The sequence below is a fragment of the Pseudoalteromonas sp. SaAl2 genome, from assembly GCF_052947895.1.
This window is the reverse complement of sequence record NZ_CM129605.1, coordinates 1201585-1227554: the sequence shown is the minus strand read 5'-3', so window position 1 is coordinate 1227554 and position 25970 is coordinate 1201585. Positions and strand designations below refer to the sequence as shown.

Genomic DNA, 25970 nt, shown 5'->3' with positions numbered 1-25970 from the left:
TATGAAAGACTACTCTCGCTATTTTACCGGCTACCCTGAACAAATTGTCACCCAAGTGATGCAGCTCATTAATAACAACAAACACGGCGCATACTTAACTAAAAAATACCCGCATGCTCATACGATAACGAGTGACAAGTCATTATATGCTTACGCAACCGAGCTTAAAAAACGCTACTTAAAAAATGCACCACCGTTTGGCCGCGCGGCATTTAAAAAGCAAGGTGATATGGTCACTAACGCACTGGGTACACATACTTACCGTATGCAAGGCAAAACCCGCAAACACGATTTAGCGATCAACAGCGATTTACTGCGCGCACCAGAGCCATTATTAAAAGCACTCGTGGTTCACGAGCTCGCTCACTTTAAAGAAAAAGATCACAACAAAAGTTTTTACGCCCTGTGTTGCCACATGGAGCCAGAGTACCACCAGCTGGAGTTAGATTTGCGAATATTTTGTGTGTTAGTGGCGCAAAATAATAATCCTTATTTAACCTAATAGTATCCATTAGTACTACTGACTATGCGCCCACTACAAACTTAGTTAAGCCTATTAACTGCCCTGACTCGGTTACTACTTGTACTTGCCATTTGCCAACAGGGTCTGCGGGAAAGTTCATTTTATGGGTCCATGCTCTATAGCCCTGCTCTCGCCCGCCGGTGATATCTAATGCAATTCGCTCCACGACTTGGTTATTAAGGATCCAAACATGAAAAATCTTTTCGTTTAACCCTCTTGGTGCCTTCACCGCTGTCCAACTATACAAACCTTCGTTATGTAATGTTTTTACATCTAATTGCTTCACGTTACCGATGGGCTTGCGTTGTGCAACATCGACTTCATGGGATAATGTAATATCTGTTAAGCGCAGCGCTGCCGGCGGTACCCAGCTACGTAGCTGCCATAAACCCGCGCTAAGCGCACTTAATAATAAAACGAGTAAAGGAAAACGCCACCAGCGTGCATTTGGCATTAAATTACCTAAACTTGGCAGTGTACAAATAACTGAGGTGATCAATGCTATTGTTAAGCTTTCACTGGTTGTAAGATTAAGTAAAATAGGCAGAGTAACGAGAATAACAACGAACAGTGCGAAATTATGAAATACGGTAAATAATATGCTGTGTTTAGCTAACTTTTTATAATAAAGCGGATCAACAACCGATATAAATGCACATAGAATAATCAAGGAAGTAAACACAGCCTGCGGATGGTTCCATGACGTCACTGCGAGAAAAAACGGCAATGCAAAAAACAAGCTTTCTTGTTGCACCATCTGTAATGCAAAACACATAAAATTTGGCGAAACAGCAACACCAAAGCGCTGCTCAACTTTATCGCGTAGCCAATTATCAACGATTAACCACACCCAGCTGACGAGTAAAAGTATAGCTATAATTTGCGAAAACGACTCCTTTCGCTCAACTAACACATAACTTGCCACACCGCTGCAAAATGCAAACACCGCTAATAAGCCCGGTCGATTTTGCATCATCATTATGAATTTTGTTATTAGATTTTTAAAATAGCTCATGCAAAAATAAGATCCTTTTACAACTTAACATCTTAGTTAGTCACCTAAACAATATACCTTAATACATGAACAACGGATTTACACTTTTGCTCTAAAATTATTTAGTTATGAGTCACAAGTATTCACATCACATTGTAAATTCAATATAATGTTCACACTTCTTCCTTTTGAGATTACTATGCCTAAGCCATTTTCAAACATGTTGGCTGTTTTGTTTATTTTGCTCACCTTTGCTGAACAAAGTATGGCGTATAGTGTATCTCCTTCGAACAGTACTCACCTTTACAATCAAACGTTAAATATTGACAGCCCTCTGGGGATTGAAAACACCACAAAGAGTGACGATGACTGTTGCGAAATAGAGTGTTGTGATAGCACCTGCTTTTGCCCTGCAAATACTTGTGTATCAGCCTTTTATCTGCCGTCAGAAATCACGACAACTCAAATTGATATGCAAAATCATCACGCTATAAAACAAAATATTGCAAAAATAATCTCCGTTGCCACTTATATTTACCGCCCTCCTATCGCTATCTCATAAATACAGTTCCCATGTTTTTTAGCCACGTTAAGGGCTAATTCGCTCTACTTTAATACAATTATGAGACAAATATGTTTATAAAAACATCTAAGCTAGCTGTTGTTGCTGCTTTACTCCCTGCTTATTCGTTCGCCAACGAACAGCATCATGACCATGACGAGCATGAAAAAAAATCGATAGAGAAAATCCAAGTCACGGCTTCTCGTCTTGGTCGAATTGTTACCGAGTCAGCAACTCGCACTGAAATTATCAATGCTGAAGAAATACATGAAAAAGCGTTAATGCGCCCTGGCAACATTTCAATGTTAGTGGCAGAAACTGGCGGTGTACGCGTGCAAAACACTTCACCCGCTTTAGGCAGTGCAAATATCCGTTTGCAAAGCCTATATGGCCGCTATACCCAGCTACTTAGTGACGGACTGCCATTATATGGCGGTCAATCAATAGGCTTATTACAAATCCCGCCGACTGATCTTGCCAATGTTGAGATCATAAAAGGCTCTGCTTCTTCATTATATGGAGGCTCTGCGCTAGGTGGTGTGATCAATTTGATTTCACGTACGCCGAGCGATGAATTTGAGGGCGAAGTTCTCCTCAATGCGACCTCAAAAAATGGCCAAGATGTTACCTCTTACTTTGCGGCCCCGTTAACTGACTCAATCAGCGCCTCTGTTACCGCAGGGCTTCATCATCAAGAAGAGCAAGACTTAGATGATGATGGCTGGCTTGATATGGCAAGCTATAATAGAGCAAGTGTACGACCCCGTATCTATTGGGAAGGTGATAATGGCGCCAATTTATACGTCACTGTAGGTGCAATGACCGAGCAACGAGATGGCGGCACCGTTGAAAACGCAACCATGCCAGATGGCAACCCATTTGCACAAACACAAGACAGCTTAAGGCTCGATACTGGGTTTATATTTGATAAACCATTAAATGAAGTACTGGCCTTAAATGTACGTGGCTCTGCAATGCAGCAAGATCATGATCACGTATATGGCACAGTAAACGAAGATGACAACCATGAAAGTTATTTATTTGAGTCAAGTATCTCTGGTTATACCGACAACATCGCATGGCTAGTCGGTGCCGCGTATCAATCTGAAAAATACCAATCTGAAGACTTTTCCGCGTTTGACTACAGCTACGAAGTGCCGGGTGTTTTTTCACAACTTGATTATGAAGCAAGCGAAAATATATCGTTGTCGTTGAGTGCACGTGCCGACTGGCACAATGAATACGGCACGCAATTTAGTCCGCGAATTTCCATGCTTTATAAACCAGAAAACTGGACCGTAAGAGGCTCGTACGGTAAAGGTTTTTTCGCCCCCTCCCCATTTATTGAAGACATTGAAGATGCTGGTTTATCCCATTTAGAACCGCTTGAAGGTATTGAAGAGGAACATGCAAACACCGCCTCTATCGATATCAGCTATGCATTTGATAGCGTCGAAACAAGTGTTACCTTTTTCTCCTCCGATGTTGAAAACGTCACTGAGTTAGAAGTTATTAATCAGCAACTCACACCTTCAGATAAAAATGTTCGCATTGTCAACGCACCTGGCCAAAGTGAAATACGCGGTGCAGAATTTCTATTACGTTATCGCTGGAATGATATCAAGCTAACGGGTAGTTATTTATATACAGATGCAAGTAAACAAAGCAGCTCAGGAACAGGTCGTGTGCCTCTTACTCTCACTCCAGAACACTCAGCGGGTGCAGTAATTATGTGGGAAGAACATGGTAGTCACCTAGTTGGTTTTGAAGCCTACTATACCGGCACACAACACCTTGAGAATAACCCTTACAGAGATAAAAGTGATGCTTACTGGCACTTAGGTTTACTTGGGCAAATTACAGTTGGGCGGATTAGCTATTTTGTTAATGCAGAGAATTTACTCAATGTAAGACAAACAAAAGAAGACTCTCTCATATTGCCACAACAAGCACCGAGTGGCCGTTGGACGACAGATATTTGGTCTCGAAACGATGGTTTTACTGTCAATGCTGGCATTCGTATCAAGTTTAACGATTAATGAAGGTGTAAACACGCTGGTAAGATAATCACCGGCGTGTTTTTACAAATTCAGCTATAAAAAATAAAATACAACGTTTGCTAACTGATTCCTAAGTACTTGTGTACTTGCACAGATAAACGCCAGTTTTTATCAATGCACGTTTCTATTGCCAATTTCGTTGCAGAAACTTTTTGGCTAATAGGTTGCAAGTAGACTAATTTAGGGTCAACACCCGTTTTAGCAAATAATGCTTCAAGCTCTTCTACATGTTTTTGCATTGCAATGGGGTGCTTTATTTCATCTGCGCGCTTCATTGCCGAGGTCAGCACTTCATAGCCACCACGCATATTAATTTTTGGCGATACAGTAACCCATGTTTGCGTTGGTACTAAAATTTCAAAAGTGCCGCTGGTTTCTATTTGCGTACTAAAACCATTCTCATGAAGTAATACGCATACTGGGTTTAAGTCATACATGCATGGCTCGCCACCGGTGATCACCACATGTTTTGCACGGTACCCTCGCGATTTAAATAGCGCTAATATTTGCTGTGCTGATGCATCAGCCCAGTGATCTGAGTCGGCTTTTTTTTCTACCGTCTCATCAAGTGAAACTTTATATACGTTATCGACATCCCAAGTTTGTTTTGTATCACACCAAGCACACCCAACCGGGCAGCCTTGCAGACGCAAAAATATTGAAGGCGTGCCTGTAAAACTTGCTTCACCTTGGATTGTTTCAAATACTTCATTTATTTTGTACAAACGTTATCTCACTTACTACTTAGCATATTTATCGGTTAAAATAGCGATAAAATAGAAATCAAAAAGCACGGGCAAAAATTGTTATTTATGCTCCAGCCGTGTAGTATATCGCGCCCTGATATAAACCTCTATTAAAACTAAGAGCAAAACAGATATGACGCAAAAAGTAGTTGTGATTTATTCCGGCGGTATGGATTCATTTACCGTATTAAATAAAGCCCTGCAAGAAGGCCACGATGTTTACGCCTTATCATTTGATTATGGTCAGCGTCATGTTAAAGAGCTAAAAGTCGCCGCACAAGTATGTGAAAAGCTTAATGTTCCACATAAAATCGTTGATATCTCTGCCATCAACCAACTTATTGGTGGCTCATCATTAACTGACGATATTGACGTGCCTGAAGGCCATTACGAAGAAGAAAGCATGAAAAGTACCATCGTGCCTAACCGTAATATGATTTTACTGTCATTAGCTGTTGGGTATGCTGTTTCTCTTAAAGCCAGCCAAGTTTATTATGGTGCCCATTCGGGCGATCATGCTATTTATCCTGATTGTCGTCCTGAGTTTGTGAAGAAAATGGACGATTTATGCCGTATTGCTAATTACGATGCTGTCGAAATTTTTAGCCCTTACTTAAACAATACTAAAATTGATATTTTAACCGATGGTATAAAAATGGGACTAGACTACAGCCAAACTTGGACCTGTTATAACGGCCGAGAAAAAGCCTGTGGTAAATGTGGTGCGTGCCAAGAACCGCCTTGAAGCATTTAAACTTAACGACGTTACAGACCCACTTGAGTATGAATAAGCTTATTTGAAGCTAAATTAAAGGCTATCATTGATAGCCTTTTTTATTATTTATAACCAGCGTCTTACTCGGTTCATGTAATCTGTGTATTGTTGACCAAATATTTTGCTCAATGCGCGCTCCTCTGGAATTATCTGAAAAAGCGTTAAATACGCAACAAACCCCGCAATGCAAGCGATAGCCCAAATAGACATTAGCCACACGCCCCAGCCTAATAATATAAACGCAAAACCAACATACATAGGATTACGAGACAACTTATACACTCCTGTTGTTACAAGCTCCGTAGCCTGCTCAGGGTTATTAGGATTAACAGTAGTTTTAGCTAAACGAAAACTCACCACACCGGCAATACAAAAAATAACCCCTATAACCACAAAAATAGCGGCAACATAGCTAATAAATGCGCTCAAATCGATAACACTATAGTGAGCAACTAACGCCATAATCGCGGCGAAAAAAGTACTACCAATACCGGCGGTATTTTATTATTTAACATACATATCCTTCTAGATAGTTTCACTTATACTGACTTAGTAAACGGCCTTAATTTAACCTCCCAGACTAAGAATACAAATAAAGTTACAATTGTCAGCTTTCTGGGTGCGTAAAGCAGGTTATACTTTATACTAATAAAAACGAATAAAGGAAATAAAAGTTATGTCAGGTACAACGATGATCGTGTTAATTGTGTTTATTTCGGTTGGCTCTGGAGTCATATACGATATGTACAAGAAGCACCTTGAGTTTAAACATAAAATGCAAAACAACAATAACGATGCAAATAAACAACTAGATGCGGTAAATGCTGAAGTACGCGCACTAAAAGAACGCGTACAAACACTTGAAGCTATCGTAACCGACTCAAGTTATGATGTTAAACAAGAAATTAATCGACTTTAAACTGCTTTGTGTACAAATGCGCATTTTCTGGCCGTTCGATACCATGAGCGGCTAAAAAACCCGTAATTTCGCTATCACAACCTTGTGGAACGCGTGCACTATCGATTTCAAAATTAAGTCGATTCGCGTTTTGTTTACCCAAAGAGCATAATTGTAAGGTATTATGCGATCTCAACTTGATGCTCAACTCCCCCACTTTTTCAACTGCGATACATCGACCAAACCGCGTTAATCCAGCGTAACTAAATTGCTCACTCACATATTCGTTACTTTTATCCACAAGCGCATTCATTAAGCCATGTAAAAAACCCGTTACTTGTATTATCAGTAACCAAAAAAGGTAATGGACGCATTATTAAATTCACTAAGCTGACACTCACTACACATAAGCTGAACTCGGTACACCCAACTGGTTGGATCAATATTCTGCACCGAAACTAATTCAAGCGCTTCACCTGCAAACAGACAATGACTTAAGAGCGTATGTATATCGATATCACACTCATCGCTTAGATGTACTAAAGCTGCATTGTCAGCCATTAAGGGAAGATCATGATGGTTATTAAATGGTGTACTAGTACCGTGATGGTGTTTGAACTGAAATAACTCTCTTACTTCATGTTCTCTCGCGATTTTTAGCGCTAAAAAAGCGGTTTGAATTAACTCCGAGGTAGGTAGGTTTTCTTCCACGTACCAACGCCGACCAAAAAGTAACTTTTTAGCATCAGGAGTTTGTGTATTAGTTTGATAATTATCAGGGCTCAGAACCGCTACTTGTAAATATAGTTGGTTATCTTTTTTGCGCTGCGAGCACTGTAAAGTGTGCTGAAAACTTGATTTTTTCAAGCACTTCATTGACTGACGTTAACGTATGCTTGTAACGTAAAAAGTGCTGCGGCACGACCCAATTATTATTAGCAAGTTGAACAAGTGGCGCATAAGAGATGGGCTGTTCATAACTATGCGGCCACTTTTCATTATTATTGCCCGAAGGTCTCATTGTTTGACGATTCATACTTACTTCAATTCATCTACAGGTTATCTTTGTATTACGAATTAACAGTATTAAATAGATCACTCAATGCTTAACAATTGTTTGTAATCATTGATCACTTTTTCAAAGCGTTGCGGGCTCTGCTGTGCCATTCGCGTATAATGCAAAAGCAGTTTATTTAAATAGCTACGATGATGTTTATTACTCATATCCCACATCGTATTGCCTGTTGGGGTTATTTTAGTTGTGCTTTCAAAACTAAGGTGTAGGGCTTCATAGAAACGCTTATTTTCAACAATAATGTGTTCTGATATCAGGCCTAAATCAAGCTCGTTTAGCCCCTCTCTTAAACTGTAGGTATGATGAACTGGGCAGATAATAAAGCTTATTTTAGCTAATTCTTGTTGAGTGTGGTTGGCTATAATTTGCTGCATTAACTTAAGTAGTAACTCGCCTCCCACACCGGCGATAATCACTAACTGTTTGGCGTTGTTCTCAAGTGTAATACCGCCTACATCTTTACACATTACTTGCCAGTCACTGCTTGACTGAGAACCCGCAAAACGCGTCAATGTCACATTAAGCTCGCTCATCAGCTCAGGTACAATATCAACAAACACCACTTTTTTTGCAATCTCGCGCTTGAGAATTGCCATACCCAGCAAACCATGATCACAACAGCAATCCCAAATCACATCATAGGGCTGAGTGATTAACGCATTGATCGCATTTAAACGATTACTCAGTTTCATTCATACCGTGTTTTGCTGAAGTTTTATAAATAAGCGCTTTTAAGCTACGGTCACTGTCAATTTCAATAAAACCAGCCGTAGGAGCAAGGCGCTCTACAAACTCAATGGCATCGTGGGTATGCTCTGCAATCAGTGCTTTGAATGCGCTTTCACTTAGCTCGGGACTATTTGCGCAGAGCAAAAAGCTGGGTATTGCTATTAAGTAGCTCAGGTAAGCGCCGTAATACTTTTTGATAGTCTTTGGTGAGTATAAAACTACCTTTTTGAAAGCTAGGCGGATCGACAATGATCAAATCAAACGGTGCCGCTTTTTTTAGCTTACCAAACGATTTCAAAATATCATGAGGTAAAAAGCTCACACCACGCTCAAAACCATTCAGCTGATGATTTTGTTTACCTGTGCGTAATACACCTTTATTCATATCCATGTTGATCACTGAATCAGCTCCACCTTGCATCGCACTGACTGAAAAACCACACGTATAAGAGAATAAATTAAGGACCTTTGCGTTTTGGCTGTTGTTGCTCACAAACTCGCGACCACTTCGCATATCAGGGAAGATACCGGTATTTTGCCGACTCATTAAATCTACAATAAATTCAACGGCACCTTCTTTAACTGTATGAGGTTCGGGCAGTATTCCCTGCACTAATTTATTTTGCGTTTGTAACCCAGCTCTTTGCTGGTAAACCATCGCAGTAACCTGATCAGGTGCATGTTGTTGCGCCCATTGCCACACCTGATCGGTTAATTCCTTTAATGTGTCATCGTCAATTTCTTCATACGATACTAAAAACAAGCTCGGTGGATAAAAGTCTAAATTTAAATGACTTAAGTGCTCAACACTGTGACCACGGCCATGAAAAATACGGCACAGCTCATTAGCTGCAAGCGGTGCACTTTCAAGTGCACTAATAAGAGGAGAAAAATTATGCATTTTTAATCAACTGTTGTTGTAATTCGTGTATTTCATCGCGTACTGAGGCGGCCTTTTCAAACTCAAGGTCGCTCGCATAGGCATGCATTTTACTCTCAAGTTGTTTAATCTGCGCCGCAATCTCTTTTGCACTAAGCACTTGCGTGGTTTCTTTACGAATAAGTTTTAAGTTATCTTGTGGACCGGCTTGCTCACCTACATCCATAATGTCGGTTATTTTCTTCAGCAGTGCTTTAGGCTCTATACCATGCTTTACATTGTAGGCATGTTGGATATCACGACGACGCTGAGTTTCGTCCATCGCTTTGGCCATCGACTTAGTTACCCGATCAGCATATAAAATGGCACGGCCATTTAAGTGTCGTGCAGCACGTCCTATTGTTTGTATAAGTGAGCGAGCTGAACGTAAAAAGCCTTCTTTATCAGCATCAAGTATCGCCACTAACGACACTTCTGGCATGTCTAAACCTTCACGTAATAAGTTAATACCGACTAACACATCAAACACCCCAGCACGAAAATCACGAATAATCTCAACGCGCTCGACAGTGTCTATGTCTGAGTGTAAATAACGTACTTTTACGTTATGCTCATTGAGGTAGTCGGTTAAATCTTCGGCCATACGTTTAGTGAGTGTTGTTACCAGCACCCGTTCATCAATTTCCACCCGTTTGTAAATTTCAGAGAGTAAATCATCAACCTGGGTGCCCACAGGGCGCACTTCTATTTCAGGGTCAAGCAAACCTGTTGGGCGAATAACTTGTTCAGCAATATCATCACCACAACGCTCTAATTCAAAATCCCCAGGGGTTGCTGAAACATAAATAGTTTGTGGCGCAATGGCTTCAAACTCTTCAAATCGAAGTGGTCGGTTATCCATTGCTGATGGCATCCGAAAGCCATATTCAACTAAGTTTTCTTTACGGCTTCTATCACCTTTATACATAGCGCCAATTTGCGATACAGTAACGTGTGACTCGTCAATAATCATTAATGCATCGTCAGGCAAATAATCCAATAACGTAGGGGGTGGATCGCCAGGTGTACGACCCGATAAGTAACGGCTGTAGTTTTCTATGCCTGAGCAATAACCAAGCTCGGTCATCATTTCTATGTCGTACTGGGTACGCTGTGCAACGCGCTGCTCTTCAACCAACTTATTGGCGCTGAGCAGTTGTGCACGGCGATCTTTAAGTTCGGCCTTGATATGCTCTACCGCATCAAGAATCTTCTCGCGTGGTGTGACATAGTGCGTTTTAGGGTAAATAGTTGCGCGTACAATGTGCTTCTCAATTGCACCAGTAAGTGGGTCAAAAATACTTAAGCGCTCTATTTCGTCATCAAACATTTCAACACGTACTGCATAGGTGTCTGACTCTGCAGGAAAAATATCGATTACTTCACCACGTACTCGATAAGTACCACGACTAAAATCAATGTCGTTACGGGTGTATTGTAATTCAGCCAATCTGCGTAACATATCGCGTTGGTCAACGGTCTCCCCGACTTTTAATAACAGCATCATTTTCATGTATGAATCAGGGTCACCCAAACCATAAATGGCTGATACTGAGGCCACTATTATCGTATCACGACGCTCTAACAAGGCTTTAGTCGCACTTAAGCGCATTTGTTCGATATGTTCGTTAATTGATGCATCTTTTTCGATGAACGTATCGCTGGCTACAACGTAAGCTTCAGGTTGGTAATAATCATAGTAAGAGACAAAATATTCAACAGCATTATTGGGGAAAAACTCTTTCATTTCACCGTAAAGCTGTGCTGCTAATGTTTTATTGTGCGCCATAATAATCGTTGGGCGATTTAAATCATTAATAATGTTCGCCATGGTAAATGTTTTACCGGTCCCGGTTGCACCGAGTAAAGTTTGATGAGCCAAACCGGCTTCTAAACCTTCACAAAGCTGGGCTATCGCAGTGGGTTGATCGCCGCTTGGGGTAAACTGTGATACCAATTGGAAATGATCACTCATGCTTGGCACTCCTTAACTGGTTGATTATTAATAGCGTCTAGCTCTTTTATAAACCACTTATACGCCACAATACCGGTAAATACATTGCCTATTGCAGCACCGATTAGCAGCCCTGACAATCCTGCAAGCACACTTCCGACGTAAGCAAATGGAACATAAAATACAAATAAACGCACAACACTCAAAATAAGCGCATTCATTGGTTTATGTAAGGCATTAAATGACGAATTAGATAAAATTATCACCCCTTGAAAGCCATAACTAAGCGGTAATGTGTATATAAAGAGTTTGATAACATCAATGACCATTTGCTCTTTACCAAACAACTGGCTTATAACACCAGAAAAAGCTATTAATAATAAATAAATAATAAATTGCCATACCATGACAAATTTTAACGTTGTACTGTACGCACTCTTCACTCTACTCAGCTTACCAGCACCAAAGTTTTGACTAATAAATGGGGGCAATGTCATTGATAAGGCGAGTACAACTAAACTTGCAATGGACTCAATTCGACTGCCGACGCCAAATGCTGCAACAGCTTCTGGACCATACCCTGCAACTAATGCTGTCATCACAGCCATAGCAATTGGGGTTAACATATTGGCTCCCGCTGCGGGAAAGCCTATTTTTAATATCTTCTGTATTGATGCTAAAGGCGTTTGGTTTTTTGCGTGTAAGCTTAATAACCCTTTTTTTACGGCTAAAATATATAAAATGATCACCACAGCAACTGACCATGCAATGACACTGGCAATAGCAGCACCTTGAATCCCCAGTGTAGGAATAGGGCCAAAGCCAAAAATTAACATAGGATCAAGAACAGCATTAATCAGCCCTGCTCCCCCCATAACAATGCTTGGTGTTTTTGTATCGCCGCTAGCGCGAAGCACTGAATTACCAACCATAGGAGTAATTAAAAATACGCTGCCCAGAAACCAAACACTCATATATTCATGTATTAATGGGAGTGTGTGCTGCCCTGCTCCTAGTAATGTAAATATGGGTTCAAGCATTAAGTAACCAAAAAGTGACAAACACAAAACCATTACTACGGCGATAATCAACGCCATGCTGGCATCAAAACGTGCTTCTTCTATATTGTTACTGCCTAGTGCTTTGGCAATCACTGCCGATGTTCCAATGCCTAAGCCAATTGCCAAACTAATAACAGTAAACGTGACAGGAAAAGTAAAGCTCACAGCAGCTAAAGGCTCTGTTCCAAGCATGCTGATAAAAAAAGTATCAACAAGATTAAACATCATTAACGTGATCATGCCAAAAATCATTGGTATAGTCATTCGTTTAAGTGTTGGAACTATAGGGGCATTTAATAAATCAGGAGATGTGTTTGTTTGCAAATTAGCACGCATGGGAATAAATAAGCCTCTTTTATTAAGCGTGCTATTTTAAAGCATGATGCCTTTTCAAGCCATGCATTTATCAAATGAATCCCAGCTAGCAGCAATAATTATCAAGAATAAGCAAACAGAAGCTGCTTTCTCTACGAAAACTTACTATTTCAAGCTGTTTAACGAAAATTGCAGCCAACCTCTAGTAAAAAACAATAAAAATACAGCTGTGCAACTTTTATTATACAAAACGCGTGGCCGCTGCTGTATTTTTACACAAAACTTGCTGATATCTAATCGTCACGAATAAATTTACTCATCAATCAGTTGTTTTTCACCCTTAATTTTTAAGTCATTGTTTTTATTTATAATAAAAAAACTGTTTTAAATACTTGATATCCTTACAGCGCCCGAAAAATCAGGCTCAAACGATGTTCTTAAAGTTTCATAAACAGAGTTATCCACAGAAACCGTGGATAACTCTCTCAAACCCGCATTAATAAAGGCGTACAACCACGCTGAAATTTCTATGCAAACTTCATGTTGGCGAATACTAACTTTAATGTATTTAATCAATCAGTTCAAAAAACATACTCAAACCAGACATTGCAGAAATATTAATGTAAGTGAATTATTTTTTAATATCGTATCTGAGCAACTATATAACTGATATAGAATAACTTTTACTAACCTTCTACTCAGATACTAAAAACCAAATTTAATTGAAGCAAAATATAATCATGGATTTTATTGCATGGTAATAATGAAATGCTTACTCATTAACTTAATTTATGTAGCTAGCAAGCTCAACTTAGCTAAATATTCTTTCTGCCTCTTAAAAATACTTTTTATGATTTTGATGCCTTTGAGCGAGGCAACTGCATTTTTAATACATTTATTACTGGCGTAACCCTAGTTAATTTTTGTACAAAACTAATTTGATTTTCGGTATTTGCTATTTCGACTGCTATTTTCGTGCGTTATAAAACGTACGATTAAAGCTATAAAACACACAGATCGAACATAAAAACATCGAATAGACTACTTTTTTGAATTTATGAAGTTTTTATGTTGACACTTTGCGGCTCCATCATTAATATTTCGCCCCGTTGAAAGGCATGACGCTTCCCCCTTAGCTCAGTTGGTTAGAGCGACGGACTGTTAATCCGCAGGTCCCCCGTTCGAGTCGGGGAGGGGGAGCCAAGTTTTTCAGCCATAAACGATTCCCCCTTAGCTCAGTTGGTTAGAGCGACGGACTGTTAATCCGCAGGTCCCCCGTTCGAGTCGGGGAGGGGGAGCCAAGTTTATGTAATATGATATGTAGTTCCCCCTTAGCTCAGTTGGTTAGAGCGACGGACTGTTAATCCGCAGGTCCCCCGTTCGAGTCGGGGAGGGGGAGCCAAATCATATAATTTAAGTTATTGTAGTTCCCCCTTAGCTCAGTTGGTTAGAGCGACGGACTGTTAATCCGCAGGTCCCCCGTTCGAGTCGGGGAGGGGGAGCCAACTTAACGAATCAATTAGACTTTTCTTAATATTTCCTCTACTCTACATCTGTCAAATAAATAATTTTTGTTATTACATTAACAACCAAATAAAACCTTTGACTGATCAAGGACTTGATTCCTTCCCTTTTGAACGACTTAAAGACTTAAGACATGGCTGGTTTTAAAAAACTTATATTAATACAACTTATTTCTTGGCTGTTACTAGCAAGTGTGGGCGGTTATTTTGTTGCTTTAGCTTTTGATAACGCAGCGAGCTCTGCACAAAAGAAAGCACAAAATGTTGTAAGTAATTACATCGACAATCACACCATCGAAGAAATTTCACCGCAACAGATTCAGCAAGCACTTGCTGATGGCAATACGTTTTCATCCTTTATTCTTCGTGATTATGATGGAAAAGAGCTTATAAATATTCAGTCCCCTACTCCATTGCCAAGTTTTGCGGCATTTGTTGAGGAGCGTTTTAACTCTATACGCCCACAATTTGCGGTTAATAAAGCATCTGATATCAAAGTTGAATTCACAATTAATGCTCACAACCTAGGTGCATTGTTACAACAAGCCATGTTCATTGTTATCTTGGTTTCAGGATTGATGGCAATAATCCCCGTTATATTTATGAAAGCGATGCTCAAAAGGCTAAACAGCAATATAAGTATGACGGTAGCAGAGATTGTTGACGTTTATATAAATCAAAACCAGGTAAACAACGGATTAGAAGCGTCTATTGATAATACTAAAATTAAAAAGCTTGCCGCTGATTTAGTGCCAAGCTTTAATCGGCTGTCACATTTTTTACAATCTAAACATGAAGATATTCAAAATGTTGCCCTCTCTATTAAGCAAGAAGCATATAAAGACGTAGTCACTGAGCTTGGTAACCGTAATATGTTTGTTGAATATTATGAAAAACATATTGAGAGCAGCGAAAAAAGTACATTTGGCTCCCTCGCTATGGTCAGATGTAGTGAACTACAATCTATCAACCAAACTCGCGGCTACCAAAAAGGCGATGAATACGTTAAAGCCGTTGCTGATATTATTAAGCATATAAGTGGTACGTATACCGGAAGCAAAGTTTTCCGCTTAAATAGCTCTGACTTTGCTGTAGTACTGCCAAACATTCCACTAAAAGAGTCTGAACGTTTTGGTGATAACTTACAGTCTCGCTTTACCCAATACCAACAAAATCAAGAGCTCAGTTCCGTCGCTAATACAGGTATTGTCGGCTACGAAAAAGGTAAACCTTTAGGAGAGTTACTGTCAATTGTTGATAATGCTATGAGTATGGCACAATCAAAACAAGCAAATGCATGGCATGTACAACGCGACACTGACTTAATAAATAACGTCAGTGCTGGTTTTGGCAACCAAAATTGGCGCAAGGTTATAAATGAAGTAATTGAAGCTGAGCGAGTGCATTTGGTAATGCAAAACATTATGCCAATAGGCAAAAGTGTTAAAGCTTATGCTGAGATCCAAGTACGTTTTAAAACCGAAGAAAACCAAGCGTTACCGACAGCTTCATTCTTAGCCATGGCTGAAAAACTCGATATGGCTATTGAAATCGACCGACTTATTATTGGCACTTCATTAGAAAAAAATCAAAAGCCGTAATTTTTCAGAAAAATACTTTGGAATCAACGTAACTGCATCGAGCGCTCATAATGACCAATTTGTCATTTGGCTAGAACGCCGCTTATTAAAAGACACTAACATTGCTTCTAAACTGGTTTTTGAAGTCAGCGAGTTCGGACTACAGCAAAATATTAAAGCTAGTAAACGCTTTATCGACATGGTGCACCGTGTCGGTGCTCGTATCACGGTTGAGCGTTTTGGTGTTGGTTTAACTTCATTTAAGTTTTTCCGAGATTTAAAGCCAGACTTTATCAAAATGGATGCAAGCTATACCCGCGGCCTAGAAGAAGATAAAAACAACCAATACTTTATGCGTTTAATGGTTGACTTAGCACATCGCATAGGCGTCAGTGTTTTTGCTGAGGGTATTGAAAGCCAAGAAGAAAAGCATATCGTTGAAACATTATGTTTAGACGGTGTCCAAGGCTATTACATAGAAAAACCAAAAGATATCTAACATTTCACATTTCACATTTCACATTTCTAATAAGGCGCGTCTAGCGCCTTATTGCTGCCCGTAAGAACGCGCCGATACTAACAAGATCCAACTGACTTATATTGCAAAATTGTAAATGATAGTAAGTATCATTACTAAAGTAGCTTTTTTCCTTTTGATGTGTTGTTAAACTAGTGAGAAAAAAGGATAATGTCGACGATTATGATAGCTTGAGGCGAATATGACAGAATATGTCTTGCTGTTAATTGGCACTGTGCTGGTTAATAACTTTGTTTTAGTACAGTTTTTAGGTTTATGCCCTTTTATGGGGGTATCAGGTAAATTAGATACTGCTATTGGTATGTCGCTCGCGACGACCTTTGTACTGACGCTCGCCTCTGTAACAAGCTATTTAGTCAATCAGTATATTTTAGTTCCTCTAGATATCACTTTTTTACGTACAATGAGTTTTATTTTGGTGATTGCGGTCGTCGTTCAATTTACCGAAATGGTGGTTAAAAAAACCAGCCCTACACTCTATCGTTTGTTGGGGATATTCTTACCTTTGATCACCACTAACTGTGCAGTATTGGGGGTTGCAATATTGAATATTAAAGAAGACCATACTTTCTTACAATCAGCTGTTTATGGATTTGGCGCTGCCATTGGTTTTTCATTAGTGTTAGTGTTATTTGCCGCCCTACGCGAGCGCTTAGCTGCCGCAGACGTCCCCTCTCCTTTTAAAGGTGCATCTATTGCGATGATCACCGCAGGCCTTATGTCCATGGCCTTTATGGGTTTTACAGGATTAGTGAAGTTTTAACATGACCTTGTTTTATGCATTGCTGGCGCTCGGATCGCTGGCACTTATTTTTGGCTTAATTTTAGGCTTTGCTGCTGTACGCTTTCGCGTGCAAGGCAGTCCTATTGTTGAGCAAATAGACACCATTTTACCGCAAACTCAATGTGGTCAATGTGGTTACCCTGGTTGCCGCCCTTATGCTGAAGCTATCGCCAATGGTGATGAAATCAATAAATGCCCACCAGGCGGTGAAGCAACCGTTAAAAAGCTGGCTGATTTAATGGGCGTTGAAGCCAAGCCGCTTGCCGGAGGTGAGCAAGCTGAACCGGTTAAAACTGTTGCCTATATACGTGAAGATGAATGTATTGGCTGTACAAAATGCATTCAAGCTTGCCCTGTTGATGCCATTGTTGGTGCAACAAGACAAATGCACACTGTACTGATAGATGAATGCACTGGCTGTGATTTATGTGTTGAACCTTGTCCTGTTGATTGTATCGATATGTTGCCCGTAGAAACCACAAAACAAACGTGGAAATGGCAACTCGATGCAATCCCAGTTACACAAATAGATTAAGGTCACACATGGAAAAGTTAATTCAGCAAATAAAACAAGGTAAAGTGTGGCCGTTTCCAGGCGGAGTTCACCCACCGGGGCAAAAAGCACTGTCGAATACTCAGGCTATATCGCGCCTCCCGTTACCTGATAAGCTTATTGTGCCGCTTAAACAGCATATCGGTGCAAACGGTCAGCTCATCGTCGAAAAAGGTCAGTCGGTTTTAAAAGGCCAAGCACTCACTAAGCCTGTTGCTAATTGGTCAGTGCCTGTGCATGCTCCTACATCAGGTGTTATCGTTGACATTTGTCAAATGCCATCAGCTCACCCATCTGCATTACCAGAGCTAAGCATTATTATTACACCTGATGGCCAAGATACATGGTGTGAGCTTAACCCTATTGCCGATCCCAGTAATCTCTCCATCAAGAGTTAATCGATATTATCCATAACAGCGGTATTGCTGGTATGGGGGGAGCGGGGTTTCCAACATATATAAAAGCAGATAGTCGCAAGCCGATTGAATTTTTTATTGTTAATGCCGTTGAGTGCGAGCCTTACATCACAGCCGACGATGTACTCATGCGCGAACATGCCGAGCAAATAGTAAAAGGGATAGAGCTGATGCAACAGTTACTATCTCCGACATTAACAATCATTGGCATCGAAGATAATAAGCCTGAAGCCATTGCAGCGATGAAGCATGCGGCTCAGCACAATGATAAAATTATCGTGCAAACCGTGCCAACCGTATACCCGTCAGGCGGTGAAAAGCAGTTAATTCAATTATTAACTGACAAAGAAGTTCCCAGTGGTGGAATTCCTGCAGATATTGGTGTACTGGTACAAAACGTGGGGACCTTGTTTGCCATTGAACAAGCAGTAATTCAAGGCAAGCCACTTATAGAGCGTGTGATCACTGTCACTGGTAATACAATTCACAATGCAGGAAATGTGTGGGCATTATTGGGCACTGAGATAAAACATTTATTAGATTGCCAAGGGTTTTCGCCTGTCCCGCAGCAACGTGTAGTAATGGGTGGGCCTATGATGGGCTTTACTTTACCGACAGTGCGTATTGGTGTAGTTAAAACAACTAACTGTATTTTAGCACCTGATCATAATGAGCTAGCAGAACCAGGCCCAGAGCAAGCATGTATTCGCTGTAGTGCCTGTGCTGATGCCTGCCCTGCTTCTTTGTTACCTCAACAGTTACAATGGTTCGCTAAATCTAAAGAATACGACAAACTCAAAGAATACAACCTATTTGACTGTATTGAGTGTGGGGCGTGTGCGTATGTATGCCCAAGCGAAATTCCTTTGGTTCAATACTATCGTGTTGCTAAAGTCGAGATAAAAGAGCAACAAGCAGAACAAGTTAAAGCTGAACGAGCAAAAGAGCGATTTGAGCTGAGAAAAGAGCGCTTAGAACGCGAGCAAGAAGCAAGGCAAAATCGCCATAAACGCAAGCCTACTGCCAAATCGGCTGATGAAAAGCAAAAAGTCGCAGATGCGCTAGCACGAGTTAAAAAATCAGACGATAAAGCAGACAGTAAATCAGCCGTCGCTGCTGCCATTGCCCGTGCTAAAGCTAAAAAGCAAACAGGTGAATTAGAGCCAGATAATAGCGAAGTAGCGCAAGAACGCGCCGCACGTAAAGAACAAGCACGCGCCTACAAAGCGCAAAAAGAAGCTGAGAAAAACTCAACAACGCAAGAAACAGGTGATAAGAAATCAGCCGTTGCTGCTGCCATTGCACGTGCTAAAGCTAAAAAAGCCGCGCAAGCTGATCATAGCGATACCGCTGATGCGCCTGTTGATGACAAAAAAAACGGCCGTTGCAGCCGCTATCGCCCGCGCTAAAGCTAAAAAAGACGCGCAAGCTGATAATAGCGAAACCGCTGATGCGCCTGTTGATGACAAAAAAGCGGCTGTCGCAGCCGCTATTGCCCGTGCTAAAGCTAAAAAAGCTGCGCAAGCTGATACTAGCGAAACCGCTGATGCGCCTGTTGATGACAAAAAAGCGGCTGTCGCAGCCGCTATTGCCCGTGCTAAAGCTAAAAAAGCTGCGCAAGCTGATACTAGCGATACCGCTGATGCGCCTGTTGATGATAAAAAAGCGGCTGTCGCAGCCGCTATTGCCCGCGCTAAAGCTAAAAAAGCTGCGCAAGCTGATACTAGCGATACCGCTGATGCGCCTGTTGATGACAAAAAAGCGGCTGTCGCAGCCGCTATTGCCCGCGCTAAAGCTAAAAAAGCAGCCAAACAGACTGATACTGCACAATCGGATGAAGTAATAACCGATGACGAATCAAGCCAAGTGCAAGAATCTGTATCGCAAACCGCAGATGATAAAAAGAAAGCTGCCGTTGCAGCCGCTATCGCTCGTGCCAAAGCTAAAAAACGCCAACAAGAAGGAAGTGATAAGTCATGAAATTAACCATGGCAAGCTCGCCCCACAATCATAGCCATAAATCACTTAATAAACTGATGCTGACTGTGATTTTAGCCTGTATTCCGGGTTTAATTGCCCAGCTGGTGTTTTTTGGCACAGGTGTTTTAATACAACTGATCCTAGCACTGGTAACCGTCAGTGTTGCAGAAGCGGCTATCATGCGGATACGTAAACGCCCAGCACTGACAGCGTTGAGTGACTCCAGTGCTTGGTTAACCGCAGTATTACTCGCTCTAAGTATTCCGCCACTTGCCCCTTGGTGGATTATTGTCATTGGTTGTTTATTTGCCATCATTATTGTGAAACAGCTGTATGGCGGCTTAGGGTTTAACTTATTTAACCCAGCCATGGCTGCCTATGTTTTACTGCTTATCTCATTTCCAGTGCAGATGACTGCTTGGCTACCTACAGCTGATTTACTGGCAAAGCCAATCACTTTTACCCAGCAATTGAGTGTTATATTTAATGGTTATACAACAGCTGGTTTTAGCGTTGATCAACTTAGGGTCGGCATTGATGGTATGACGATGGCCACCCCCCTTGATACGGTTAAAACTGATGTCGCACATGGTTTAACAATCACTGAAAGCATGCAGTCGCCACTATTTAATCAATGGCTTGGTAAAGGCTGGGGATGGGTAAACCTTGGCTTTTTGCTAGGTGGATTATATTTAATTAAAACTAAAGTTATCAATTGGCACATTCCAGTTAGTTTTATCGCAACACTTGCAATATGTAGTGGCATTGGCTATCTCGTTGCCCCAGGCACAGAGCCAGGTATCGTGTTTCACCTATTTAGTGGTGCAACCATGCTCGGCGCATTTTTTATAGCCACAGACCCTGTTTCAGCTGCAACAACGAATCGTGGGCGTTTAGTATACGGTGCATTAATTGGCTTATTAATTTATCTGATCCGTACATTCGGTGGTTTTCCTGATGCTGTCGCCTTCTCAGTGTTGCTTTTAAATATGGCAGTACCTTTAATTGACTATTACACACAGCCTCGAACATACGGCCATGGGATGAAAAAATGATCCTACCTTCAATGACAAAAAATGGCGCGATATTGACCCTTTTTGCGCTGCTTACAACAGGCGCTGTTGCAATTATTCATGAATTAACAGCTGACAGTATTGCTGAGCAAGAACGTAAGCAGCTATCAACCCAATTACAAGAAGTGCTGGATCCTAGTTTTTACGATAATGTTTTATATAATGATTGCGCCCTCATTAATGATCCATTATTGGCTAAAACACCACAGATTGTTTACCGTGCTCGAAAAAATGGTGAACCTGTTGCCTTAGTTATGCGACATATCACCCCTAAAGGCTACAGTGGTGATATTGAGCTATTAACCGCAGTATTTTCTAATGGTGAGATTGCAGGTGTTCGTGTGACTAAACATGAGGAAACTCCTGGCCTTGGTGACAAAATTGAAATTAAAAAATCACCTTGGATCACTGTATTCAATAATAAATCAGTATTGGGCGAAGACGACACACGCTGGGCGGTAAAAAAAGATGGTGGTAGTTTTGACCAGTTCACTGGCGCTACAATTACACCTCGCGCTGTTGTTGGCTCTGTAAAACACGCTGTGCTATTCTCTCAAACTCAATTTGATGCTGTATTTAATGCATCTAACGCATGCAAAGTAGGTGAGTCATGAGCCAATTAAAAGAACTTTTTAACGAAGGAATGTGGAAAAACAACCCTGCCCTCGTCCAGTTACTTGGTTTATGTCCATTACTCGCTGTCACGTCAACTGTCACCAATGCAATGGGGCTGGGCCTTGCGACCTTAATGGTGCTAGTAGGTTCTAACGTTACTATTTCTGCTGTAAGAAACTGGGTACCAAAAGATATTCGGATTCCTGTATTTGTGATGATCATCGCAGCCTTTGTAACGATTATTCAGCTTTTAATGAATGCCTATACCTTTGGCCTGTATCAATCTTTGGGGATTTTCATACCCCTTATTGTTACTAACTGCGCCATTATTGGTCGCGCAGAAGCGTTTGCCTCGAAAAACCCAGTGCATTTATCCGCCTTTGACGGACTCATGATGGGTGCAGGCTTTATGGTAGTATTGTTAGTTTTGGGAGCAATGCGAGAAGTCATTGGGCAAGGCACTCTTTTTGATGGTGCCGATTTATTACTTGGCCCGTGGGCAGCTGTTTTACGCATTGAAATATTTAGTTTTGACAATCAATTTTTGCTGGCCATATTACCGCCAGGCGCTTTTTTAGGTTTAGGTTTATTAATTGCAGCTAAAAATGTGATAGATGCACAAATAAAAGCGAAGCAAGTAGCACCGCCAGAAGCAGAAAAAGGCCCTCGGGCACGAGTAACCAGTTTAACTTAAGGGGAAGCGTACAGCTTGGCTGTACGTTTAAGTTGCATGAATAAAGAAAAACGCTACGAGATTTTAACTCGTCTACGCGATGATAATCCACATCCAGAAACCGAGCTTGAATACTCAAGCCCATTTGAATTACTTGTCGCGGTCACACTCTCAGCGCAAGCCACAGACGTTGGCGTCAACAAAGCCACCCGTAAGCTCTTTCCGGTTGCTAATACGCCGCAAGCTATTTTAGATTTAGGCCACGATAAACTTCGCGATTATATTAAAACCATTGGTTTGTTTAATTCCAAAGCCGCCAATGTGTACAAAATGTGCCAAATTTTAGTTGATCAGCACAACAGCATCGTACCTGAGAACCGTGAAGCCCTAGAAGCCCTACCCGGCGTTGGCCGAAAAACTGCAAACGTTGTGCTCAATACTGCCTTCGGCTGGCTAAAAGATAATGAAGGTAAATACTTTTTAGCGGTTGATACTCACATCCAACGCCTTGCAAACCGTACTGGTTACGCCAAAGGCAAGACTGTTGAGCAAACAGAACAAGCAATAATAAAAAACACACCAAATAAAAAAGAGTTTATGTTTAACCTGCATCATTGGTTTATTTTGCATGGGCGTTATACGTGTACAGCGAGAAAACCAAAGTGTGGAAGTTGTATTATTGAAGATTTATGTGACTTTAAAGAAAAAACTGAAGCATAAAGAAAAGGAAAGCCGCTTATTAGCGGCTTTTTTGTTGGGAATGATAATACCTAAGCTGCAGGTGCTAGGCTGTCGTCGTCTAGATAAACACGATCGTCGTCTAGCTCTGCGGTTACACTTACTTGCTCTGTGGATGATGGCTTTATGTCGCGGATCAATACTGCGTTGCACCAACGTTCGTTGATACCAAACATGTACAGGGGTGGCTCTATTGAGCCGTCAAATACTGGTGTGAAGTCTAGGTCATCATCAATTATCACTTCATTATTCGCGCTTCCTGGTGATGCATTGTAAGGGCCGGATAAAGTGCCATCTGGTTTTCTTAATGCTAGGACATGCGATTGCCCTGACTGCCACTCTAGACCTATATGATCAACATAAATAGAACGACCAGAAACCCCCACTACAGTACCGCTTTGTTCATAACCGGGTATGTCGTCAGCAAGTGCAGAATAATCTAAATAGCGTGAGTTAAGTGCGTCCAGTTCTGTTTTAAAATCAAAACGTGTTCGGCGGTAACGACGAGCTCGGCGCTTACGCATGCCAAATTGATAGGCTTTATCACGGTTTGTTATACCAAACGCCCTAATATTCTCAGGGTTTAAACCTAAGTCACCTGGCAATAGACACAGAATTGTTTCTGACTTCCAAGTAACTGGGTCAAAGTATTCAACCTCTACGCCGTCTGGTTCGTCGTCATCAATGAGTGATATTGAACGTTTGAGCATGCCAATGTAATTATCTGGCTGATACATGTGGCGGTATACTGTTCTTTTTTGGTCGCGAACTGGAATGATTTGACCATAATCTATTGTTGGCTCAGCAAAGCCTACGGCTAGCACACGTTTTAATACTTCAAACATGGTGCTTTCACTATCAAAAACAGCATTAAACTCGTCAGCGCGATTGTGCCAAATAGGGTGCAATGCTTCGAGTGCTTGCAGGCCTATTTTACTATCGCTATGCCCTGCGCTTTTAATTACATGTGCAAAAAACGGGGCTATGTCAGTTGTTGGCCTTGGGGCACTCCATGCGCCATTTTCATAAACAGGTAAAATACGGGTGGCTATTAGGTTAAATTTATTTTCGGCAGTGCCGGCTAATGCGTTGGTACCACGAATTTTAACTGCAATGGTTGTCATGCCTGCATAGCTCGTTGCGCTTGCTAATTCGGCTTTTAGCCCAGTCCAATAAATATCGTCGTTGATACGTGTACTGTCTGTTGCTGAAGTTACTCGTTTAACGCGTACCTCTGGGCGTATTTTACTTGGCAAAGTGAAAGGAATTGTGCGCCCTAGCTCATCATTGCTTGAATTAGTGAAGGAAGGGCTATCAGCAACTATCCAATCATCATCACCTTCGTTTCTATATTCAATCGTGATAGTGACTGAACGAGATAAGAAATCGCCATCATCATCAAGTTCACCCAAACCTTGTGGGAATTTAAAATCTAGCCAAAGCTGATCAGTTACCTCACCCGCAGGACAAGCAAAGAAAGGGCCGTTGAATTGACCATCACCACCGCCATCTTCAACAATTACTGAGGCGTTTGATGTGTTTTCAGTAACAAAGTCAGTCCAACTTGGGTCGTCTTGAAATTGGCCATCAACCTTATTAACTTGACTACCATTTGAGTTTTTATCAAGTAGTTCAAAATACCCATCGTTTTGGCCTTCAAGCGAGCCTGAAATAGTAAGAACTTCACCTACATCAAAAGGCGGAACTGTTTTGAATCTGTTTGGAGCTCCAAACTCACTGTCCCACTCCATAAAATGAACAACTAACTTATCATCAATAAATGAGTACTCATAAAATCCATTATAGCCACCAGTGCTGGTAACTCGGCCTTTTAATTCAATACCAGCACTGCCTGATGTCGCGCCGACTTCGCTTGATGTATATACGTTACGGTGCGCTTCATGGGCTGTTACATTTTCACCTGGGCCAAACACTTGATATTCGATATCACCGACATACCCGCGCACTGGTGTAGCTGCAATGAATATTTCTTCAGGTAATATCTCGTATTCACCATAACCTACACTGAGCATTAAATATAACCATTGCTCGTTGTTAATATATTCACGGCGCGGCATTGTTAAGTAGTCTGGGTATATTAAATGTCGGCCTGCTGTTTCAGGTATGATCCCCATCAAGCGCGGTTTATTACCCTGTGTATTTACATCATAAATACTGCTGCCATCAGGGGTGGTTGAATTGTAGTTATCGGGTATTTGATTCGCTGCATATACTGCATAACCAATAGCGACAATAGCTGCAATGTAATAAACAGCAGCAGGTATTGCGGCTTTAGCTTCTATTATTAACTTGATATCGTCTTTAGCTTTTAGCTTGTAGGTTTTCCACTGAGCAGGCAGTAAAATTTTGTTGTTTATTACAGCGCTAAATAATGGGCTCTCTGACTCATAATAATTAGACACTGTTTTAATGAGCCAATCATGTAGTGTAGTTCCTTCTTCGGCTAGACATTCTTCATAAGCTTCATCATTCAACTTATTTGGATATACCTTTATTTCTACCGGTATATTCATAAAATTTAACCTCTTCAAATAGGCGTTTAAATGCCTCTATTTTAATAAAACGAGCACCATGCTTTTCACATGTATGAAAAATATCAAGTTGCCCATCTGCTGCAATACATACAGCCACATGAACTAAACTACCGCCATCAAAACCACATGCAACTACGCCATCTTTAGGTTCGCATGGGTTGAATTGTCCAACTAGTGAAGAATAGGCTGATGAGCAATTAGCGCTATGTTCAGAACGAACATGGCCGAACGCTGAAAAAAAGCGGCTTGTTATACACATGGTGTAAAATAAGCCGAGATTGGCCCCAGCAGTCTAGGCCAGACATATCCCTGCCGCCATCTACATACGGCA

General features: G+C 41.1%; 20 protein-coding genes, 4 tRNA genes and 5 pseudogenes. 17 read left to right on the top strand and 12 right to left on the bottom strand.

All coding sequences use genetic code 11. The features are described from left to right. Position 1 precedes the first annotated feature (1 nt). Complete coding sequence (locus ACU8V8_RS06120) at positions 2-502, top strand: M48 metallopeptidase family protein (protein ID WP_446889146.1); 501 nt, start codon at positions 2-4, stop codon at positions 500-502. Between the two features lie 22 nt (positions 503-524). Here the strand turns inward: ACU8V8_RS06120 and ACU8V8_RS06115 are convergent, their stop codons facing one another. Beyond that, positions 525-1538 carry a DUF5924 family protein gene (locus ACU8V8_RS06115; RefSeq protein WP_446889145.1) on the bottom strand — a complete coding sequence of 338 codons (1014 nt, stop codon included), beginning with the start codon at positions 1536-1538 and terminating at the stop codon, positions 525-527. A 178-nt stretch (positions 1539-1716) separates the two neighbouring features. Here ACU8V8_RS06115 and ACU8V8_RS06110 point away from each other — a divergent pair, with 178 nt between their 5' ends. Next, complete coding sequence (locus ACU8V8_RS06110; RefSeq protein WP_446889144.1) at positions 1717-2079, top strand: hypothetical protein; 363 nt, start codon at positions 1717-1719, stop codon at positions 2077-2079. A gap of 71 nt (positions 2080-2150) precedes the next feature. After that, entirely contained in the window at positions 2151-4118 is a 1968-nt protein-coding gene (locus ACU8V8_RS06105; RefSeq protein WP_446889143.1) for a TonB-dependent receptor plug domain-containing protein, read from the top strand. A gap of 80 nt (positions 4119-4198) precedes the next feature. Here the strand turns inward: ACU8V8_RS06105 and queE are convergent, their stop codons facing one another. Continuing rightward, positions 4199-4864, bottom strand: a complete 666-nt coding sequence (gene queE / locus ACU8V8_RS06100) for a 7-carboxy-7-deazaguanine synthase QueE (protein ID WP_446889142.1) — start codon at positions 4862-4864, stop codon at positions 4199-4201. Positions 4865-5018: 154 nt separating this feature from the next. Here queE and queC point away from each other — a divergent pair. Then, positions 5019-5676: pseudogene (gene queC / locus ACU8V8_RS06095) on the top strand (7-cyano-7-deazaguanine synthase QueC). A 50-nt stretch (positions 5677-5726) separates the two neighbouring features. Here queC and ACU8V8_RS06090 read toward each other — a convergent pair. Then, a pseudogene (locus ACU8V8_RS06090) lies at positions 5727-6175 on the bottom strand (methyltransferase family protein). Between the two features lie 161 nt (positions 6176-6336). Between ACU8V8_RS06090 and ACU8V8_RS06085 the strand changes: the two are divergent. Further along, positions 6337-6579 carry a hypothetical protein gene (locus tag ACU8V8_RS06085; RefSeq protein WP_087531686.1) on the top strand — a complete coding sequence of 81 codons (243 nt, stop codon included), beginning with the start codon at positions 6337-6339 and terminating at the stop codon, positions 6577-6579. On the opposite strand, the gene ACU8V8_RS06080 is transcribed toward ACU8V8_RS06085, so the two are convergent. The 7 genes and pseudogenes from ACU8V8_RS06080 to ACU8V8_RS06050 all read right to left on the bottom strand — a co-directional run bounded on the left by ACU8V8_RS06080 (position 6566) and on the right by ACU8V8_RS06050 (position 12632). Next, positions 6566-6859 carry a hypothetical protein gene (locus tag ACU8V8_RS06080; protein WP_446889141.1) on the bottom strand — a complete coding sequence of 98 codons (294 nt, stop codon included), beginning with the start codon at positions 6857-6859 and terminating at the stop codon, positions 6566-6568. The genes ACU8V8_RS06085 and ACU8V8_RS06080 overlap by 14 nt on opposite strands. 44 nt (positions 6860-6903) lie before the next feature. Continuing rightward, complete coding sequence (locus ACU8V8_RS06075; RefSeq protein WP_446889140.1) at positions 6904-7425, bottom strand: hypothetical protein; 522 nt, start codon at positions 7423-7425, stop codon at positions 6904-6906. Continuing rightward, positions 7370-7594: a hypothetical protein gene (locus ACU8V8_RS06070; protein WP_446889139.1), complete on the bottom strand. Its 225-nt coding sequence runs from the start codon at positions 7592-7594 to the stop codon at positions 7370-7372. Before ACU8V8_RS06070 ends, ACU8V8_RS06075 begins: the two co-directional genes overlap by 56 nt. A 59-nt stretch (positions 7595-7653) precedes the next feature. Next, complete coding sequence (locus ACU8V8_RS06065) at positions 7654-8325, bottom strand: tRNA (adenine(22)-N(1))-methyltransferase TrmK (protein ID WP_446889138.1); 672 nt, start codon at positions 8323-8325, stop codon at positions 7654-7656. After that, positions 8312-9263: pseudogene (locus ACU8V8_RS06060) on the bottom strand (class I SAM-dependent methyltransferase). The gene ACU8V8_RS06065 and the pseudogene ACU8V8_RS06060 overlap by 14 nt, the downstream one beginning before the upstream one ends. Then, positions 9256-11256, bottom strand: a complete 2001-nt coding sequence (gene uvrB, locus ACU8V8_RS06055; protein WP_446889137.1) for an excinuclease ABC subunit UvrB — start codon at positions 11254-11256, stop codon at positions 9256-9258. The pseudogene ACU8V8_RS06060 and the gene uvrB overlap by 8 nt, the downstream one beginning before the upstream one ends. Next, the gene (locus tag ACU8V8_RS06050; RefSeq protein ID WP_446889136.1) at positions 11253-12632 is read right to left on the bottom strand and encodes an MATE family efflux transporter; all 1380 of its coding nucleotides are present in this window, start codon (positions 12630-12632) and stop codon (positions 11253-11255) included. Before ACU8V8_RS06050 ends, uvrB begins: the two co-directional genes overlap by 4 nt. Before the next feature lie 1105 nt (positions 12633-13737). Here ACU8V8_RS06050 and ACU8V8_RS06045 point away from each other — a divergent pair. From ACU8V8_RS06045 to nth, 12 genes and pseudogenes are all read left to right on the top strand, one after another. After that, positions 13738-13814: transfer RNA gene (locus tag ACU8V8_RS06045), tRNA-Asn, on the top strand. 21 nt (positions 13815-13835) lie between these two features. After that, positions 13836-13912, top strand: a tRNA-Asn gene (locus tag ACU8V8_RS06040). A 24-nt stretch (positions 13913-13936) separates the two neighbouring features. Then, positions 13937-14013, top strand: a tRNA-Asn gene (locus ACU8V8_RS06035). Between the two features lie 26 nt (positions 14014-14039). Continuing rightward, positions 14040-14116 (top strand) — tRNA-Asn (locus tag ACU8V8_RS06030). Positions 14117-14268: 152 nt separating this feature from the next. Continuing rightward, positions 14269-16213, top strand: a pseudogene (locus ACU8V8_RS06025) (EAL domain-containing protein). Between the two features lie 220 nt (positions 16214-16433). Further along, positions 16434-17015: an electron transport complex subunit RsxA gene (gene rsxA / locus ACU8V8_RS06020; protein ID WP_446889135.1), complete on the top strand. Its 582-nt coding sequence runs from the start codon at positions 16434-16436 to the stop codon at positions 17013-17015. 1 nt (position 17016) lies between these two features. Then, a complete protein-coding gene (rsxB, locus tag ACU8V8_RS06015) occupies positions 17017-17571 on the top strand; it encodes an electron transport complex subunit RsxB (protein ID WP_099295825.1) in 555 nt (184 codons plus the stop codon). Positions 17572-17579: 8 nt separating this feature from the next. After that, positions 17580-19985: pseudogene (gene rsxC / locus ACU8V8_RS06010) on the top strand (electron transport complex subunit RsxC). Next, positions 19982-21040, top strand: a complete 1059-nt coding sequence (rsxD, locus tag ACU8V8_RS06005) for an electron transport complex subunit RsxD (protein ID WP_446889134.1) — start codon at positions 19982-19984, stop codon at positions 21038-21040. The pseudogene rsxC and the gene rsxD overlap by 4 nt, the downstream one beginning before the upstream one ends. Beyond that, a complete protein-coding gene (rsxG, locus tag ACU8V8_RS06000; protein ID WP_446889133.1) occupies positions 21037-21672 on the top strand; it encodes an electron transport complex subunit RsxG in 636 nt (211 codons plus the stop codon). The genes rsxD and rsxG overlap by 4 nt, the downstream gene beginning before the upstream one ends. Then, positions 21669-22367, top strand: a complete 699-nt coding sequence (locus ACU8V8_RS05995; protein ID WP_087531698.1) for an electron transport complex subunit E — start codon at positions 21669-21671, stop codon at positions 22365-22367. Before rsxG ends, ACU8V8_RS05995 begins: the two co-directional genes overlap by 4 nt. A 36-nt stretch (positions 22368-22403) precedes the next feature. Beyond that, complete coding sequence (gene nth / locus ACU8V8_RS05990) at positions 22404-23066, top strand: endonuclease III (protein ID WP_446889592.1); 663 nt, start codon at positions 22404-22406, stop codon at positions 23064-23066. Between the two features lie 50 nt (positions 23067-23116). Here the strand turns inward: nth and ACU8V8_RS05985 are convergent, their stop codons facing one another. Continuing rightward, a complete protein-coding gene (locus ACU8V8_RS05985; protein WP_446889132.1) occupies positions 23117-25618 on the bottom strand; it encodes a host specificity factor TipJ family phage tail protein in 2502 nt (833 codons plus the stop codon). Continuing rightward, positions 25581-25898: a hypothetical protein gene (locus ACU8V8_RS05980; RefSeq protein WP_446889131.1), complete on the bottom strand. Its 318-nt coding sequence runs from the start codon at positions 25896-25898 to the stop codon at positions 25581-25583. The genes ACU8V8_RS05985 and ACU8V8_RS05980 overlap by 38 nt, the downstream gene beginning before the upstream one ends. Positions 25899-25970 lie beyond the last annotated feature (72 nt).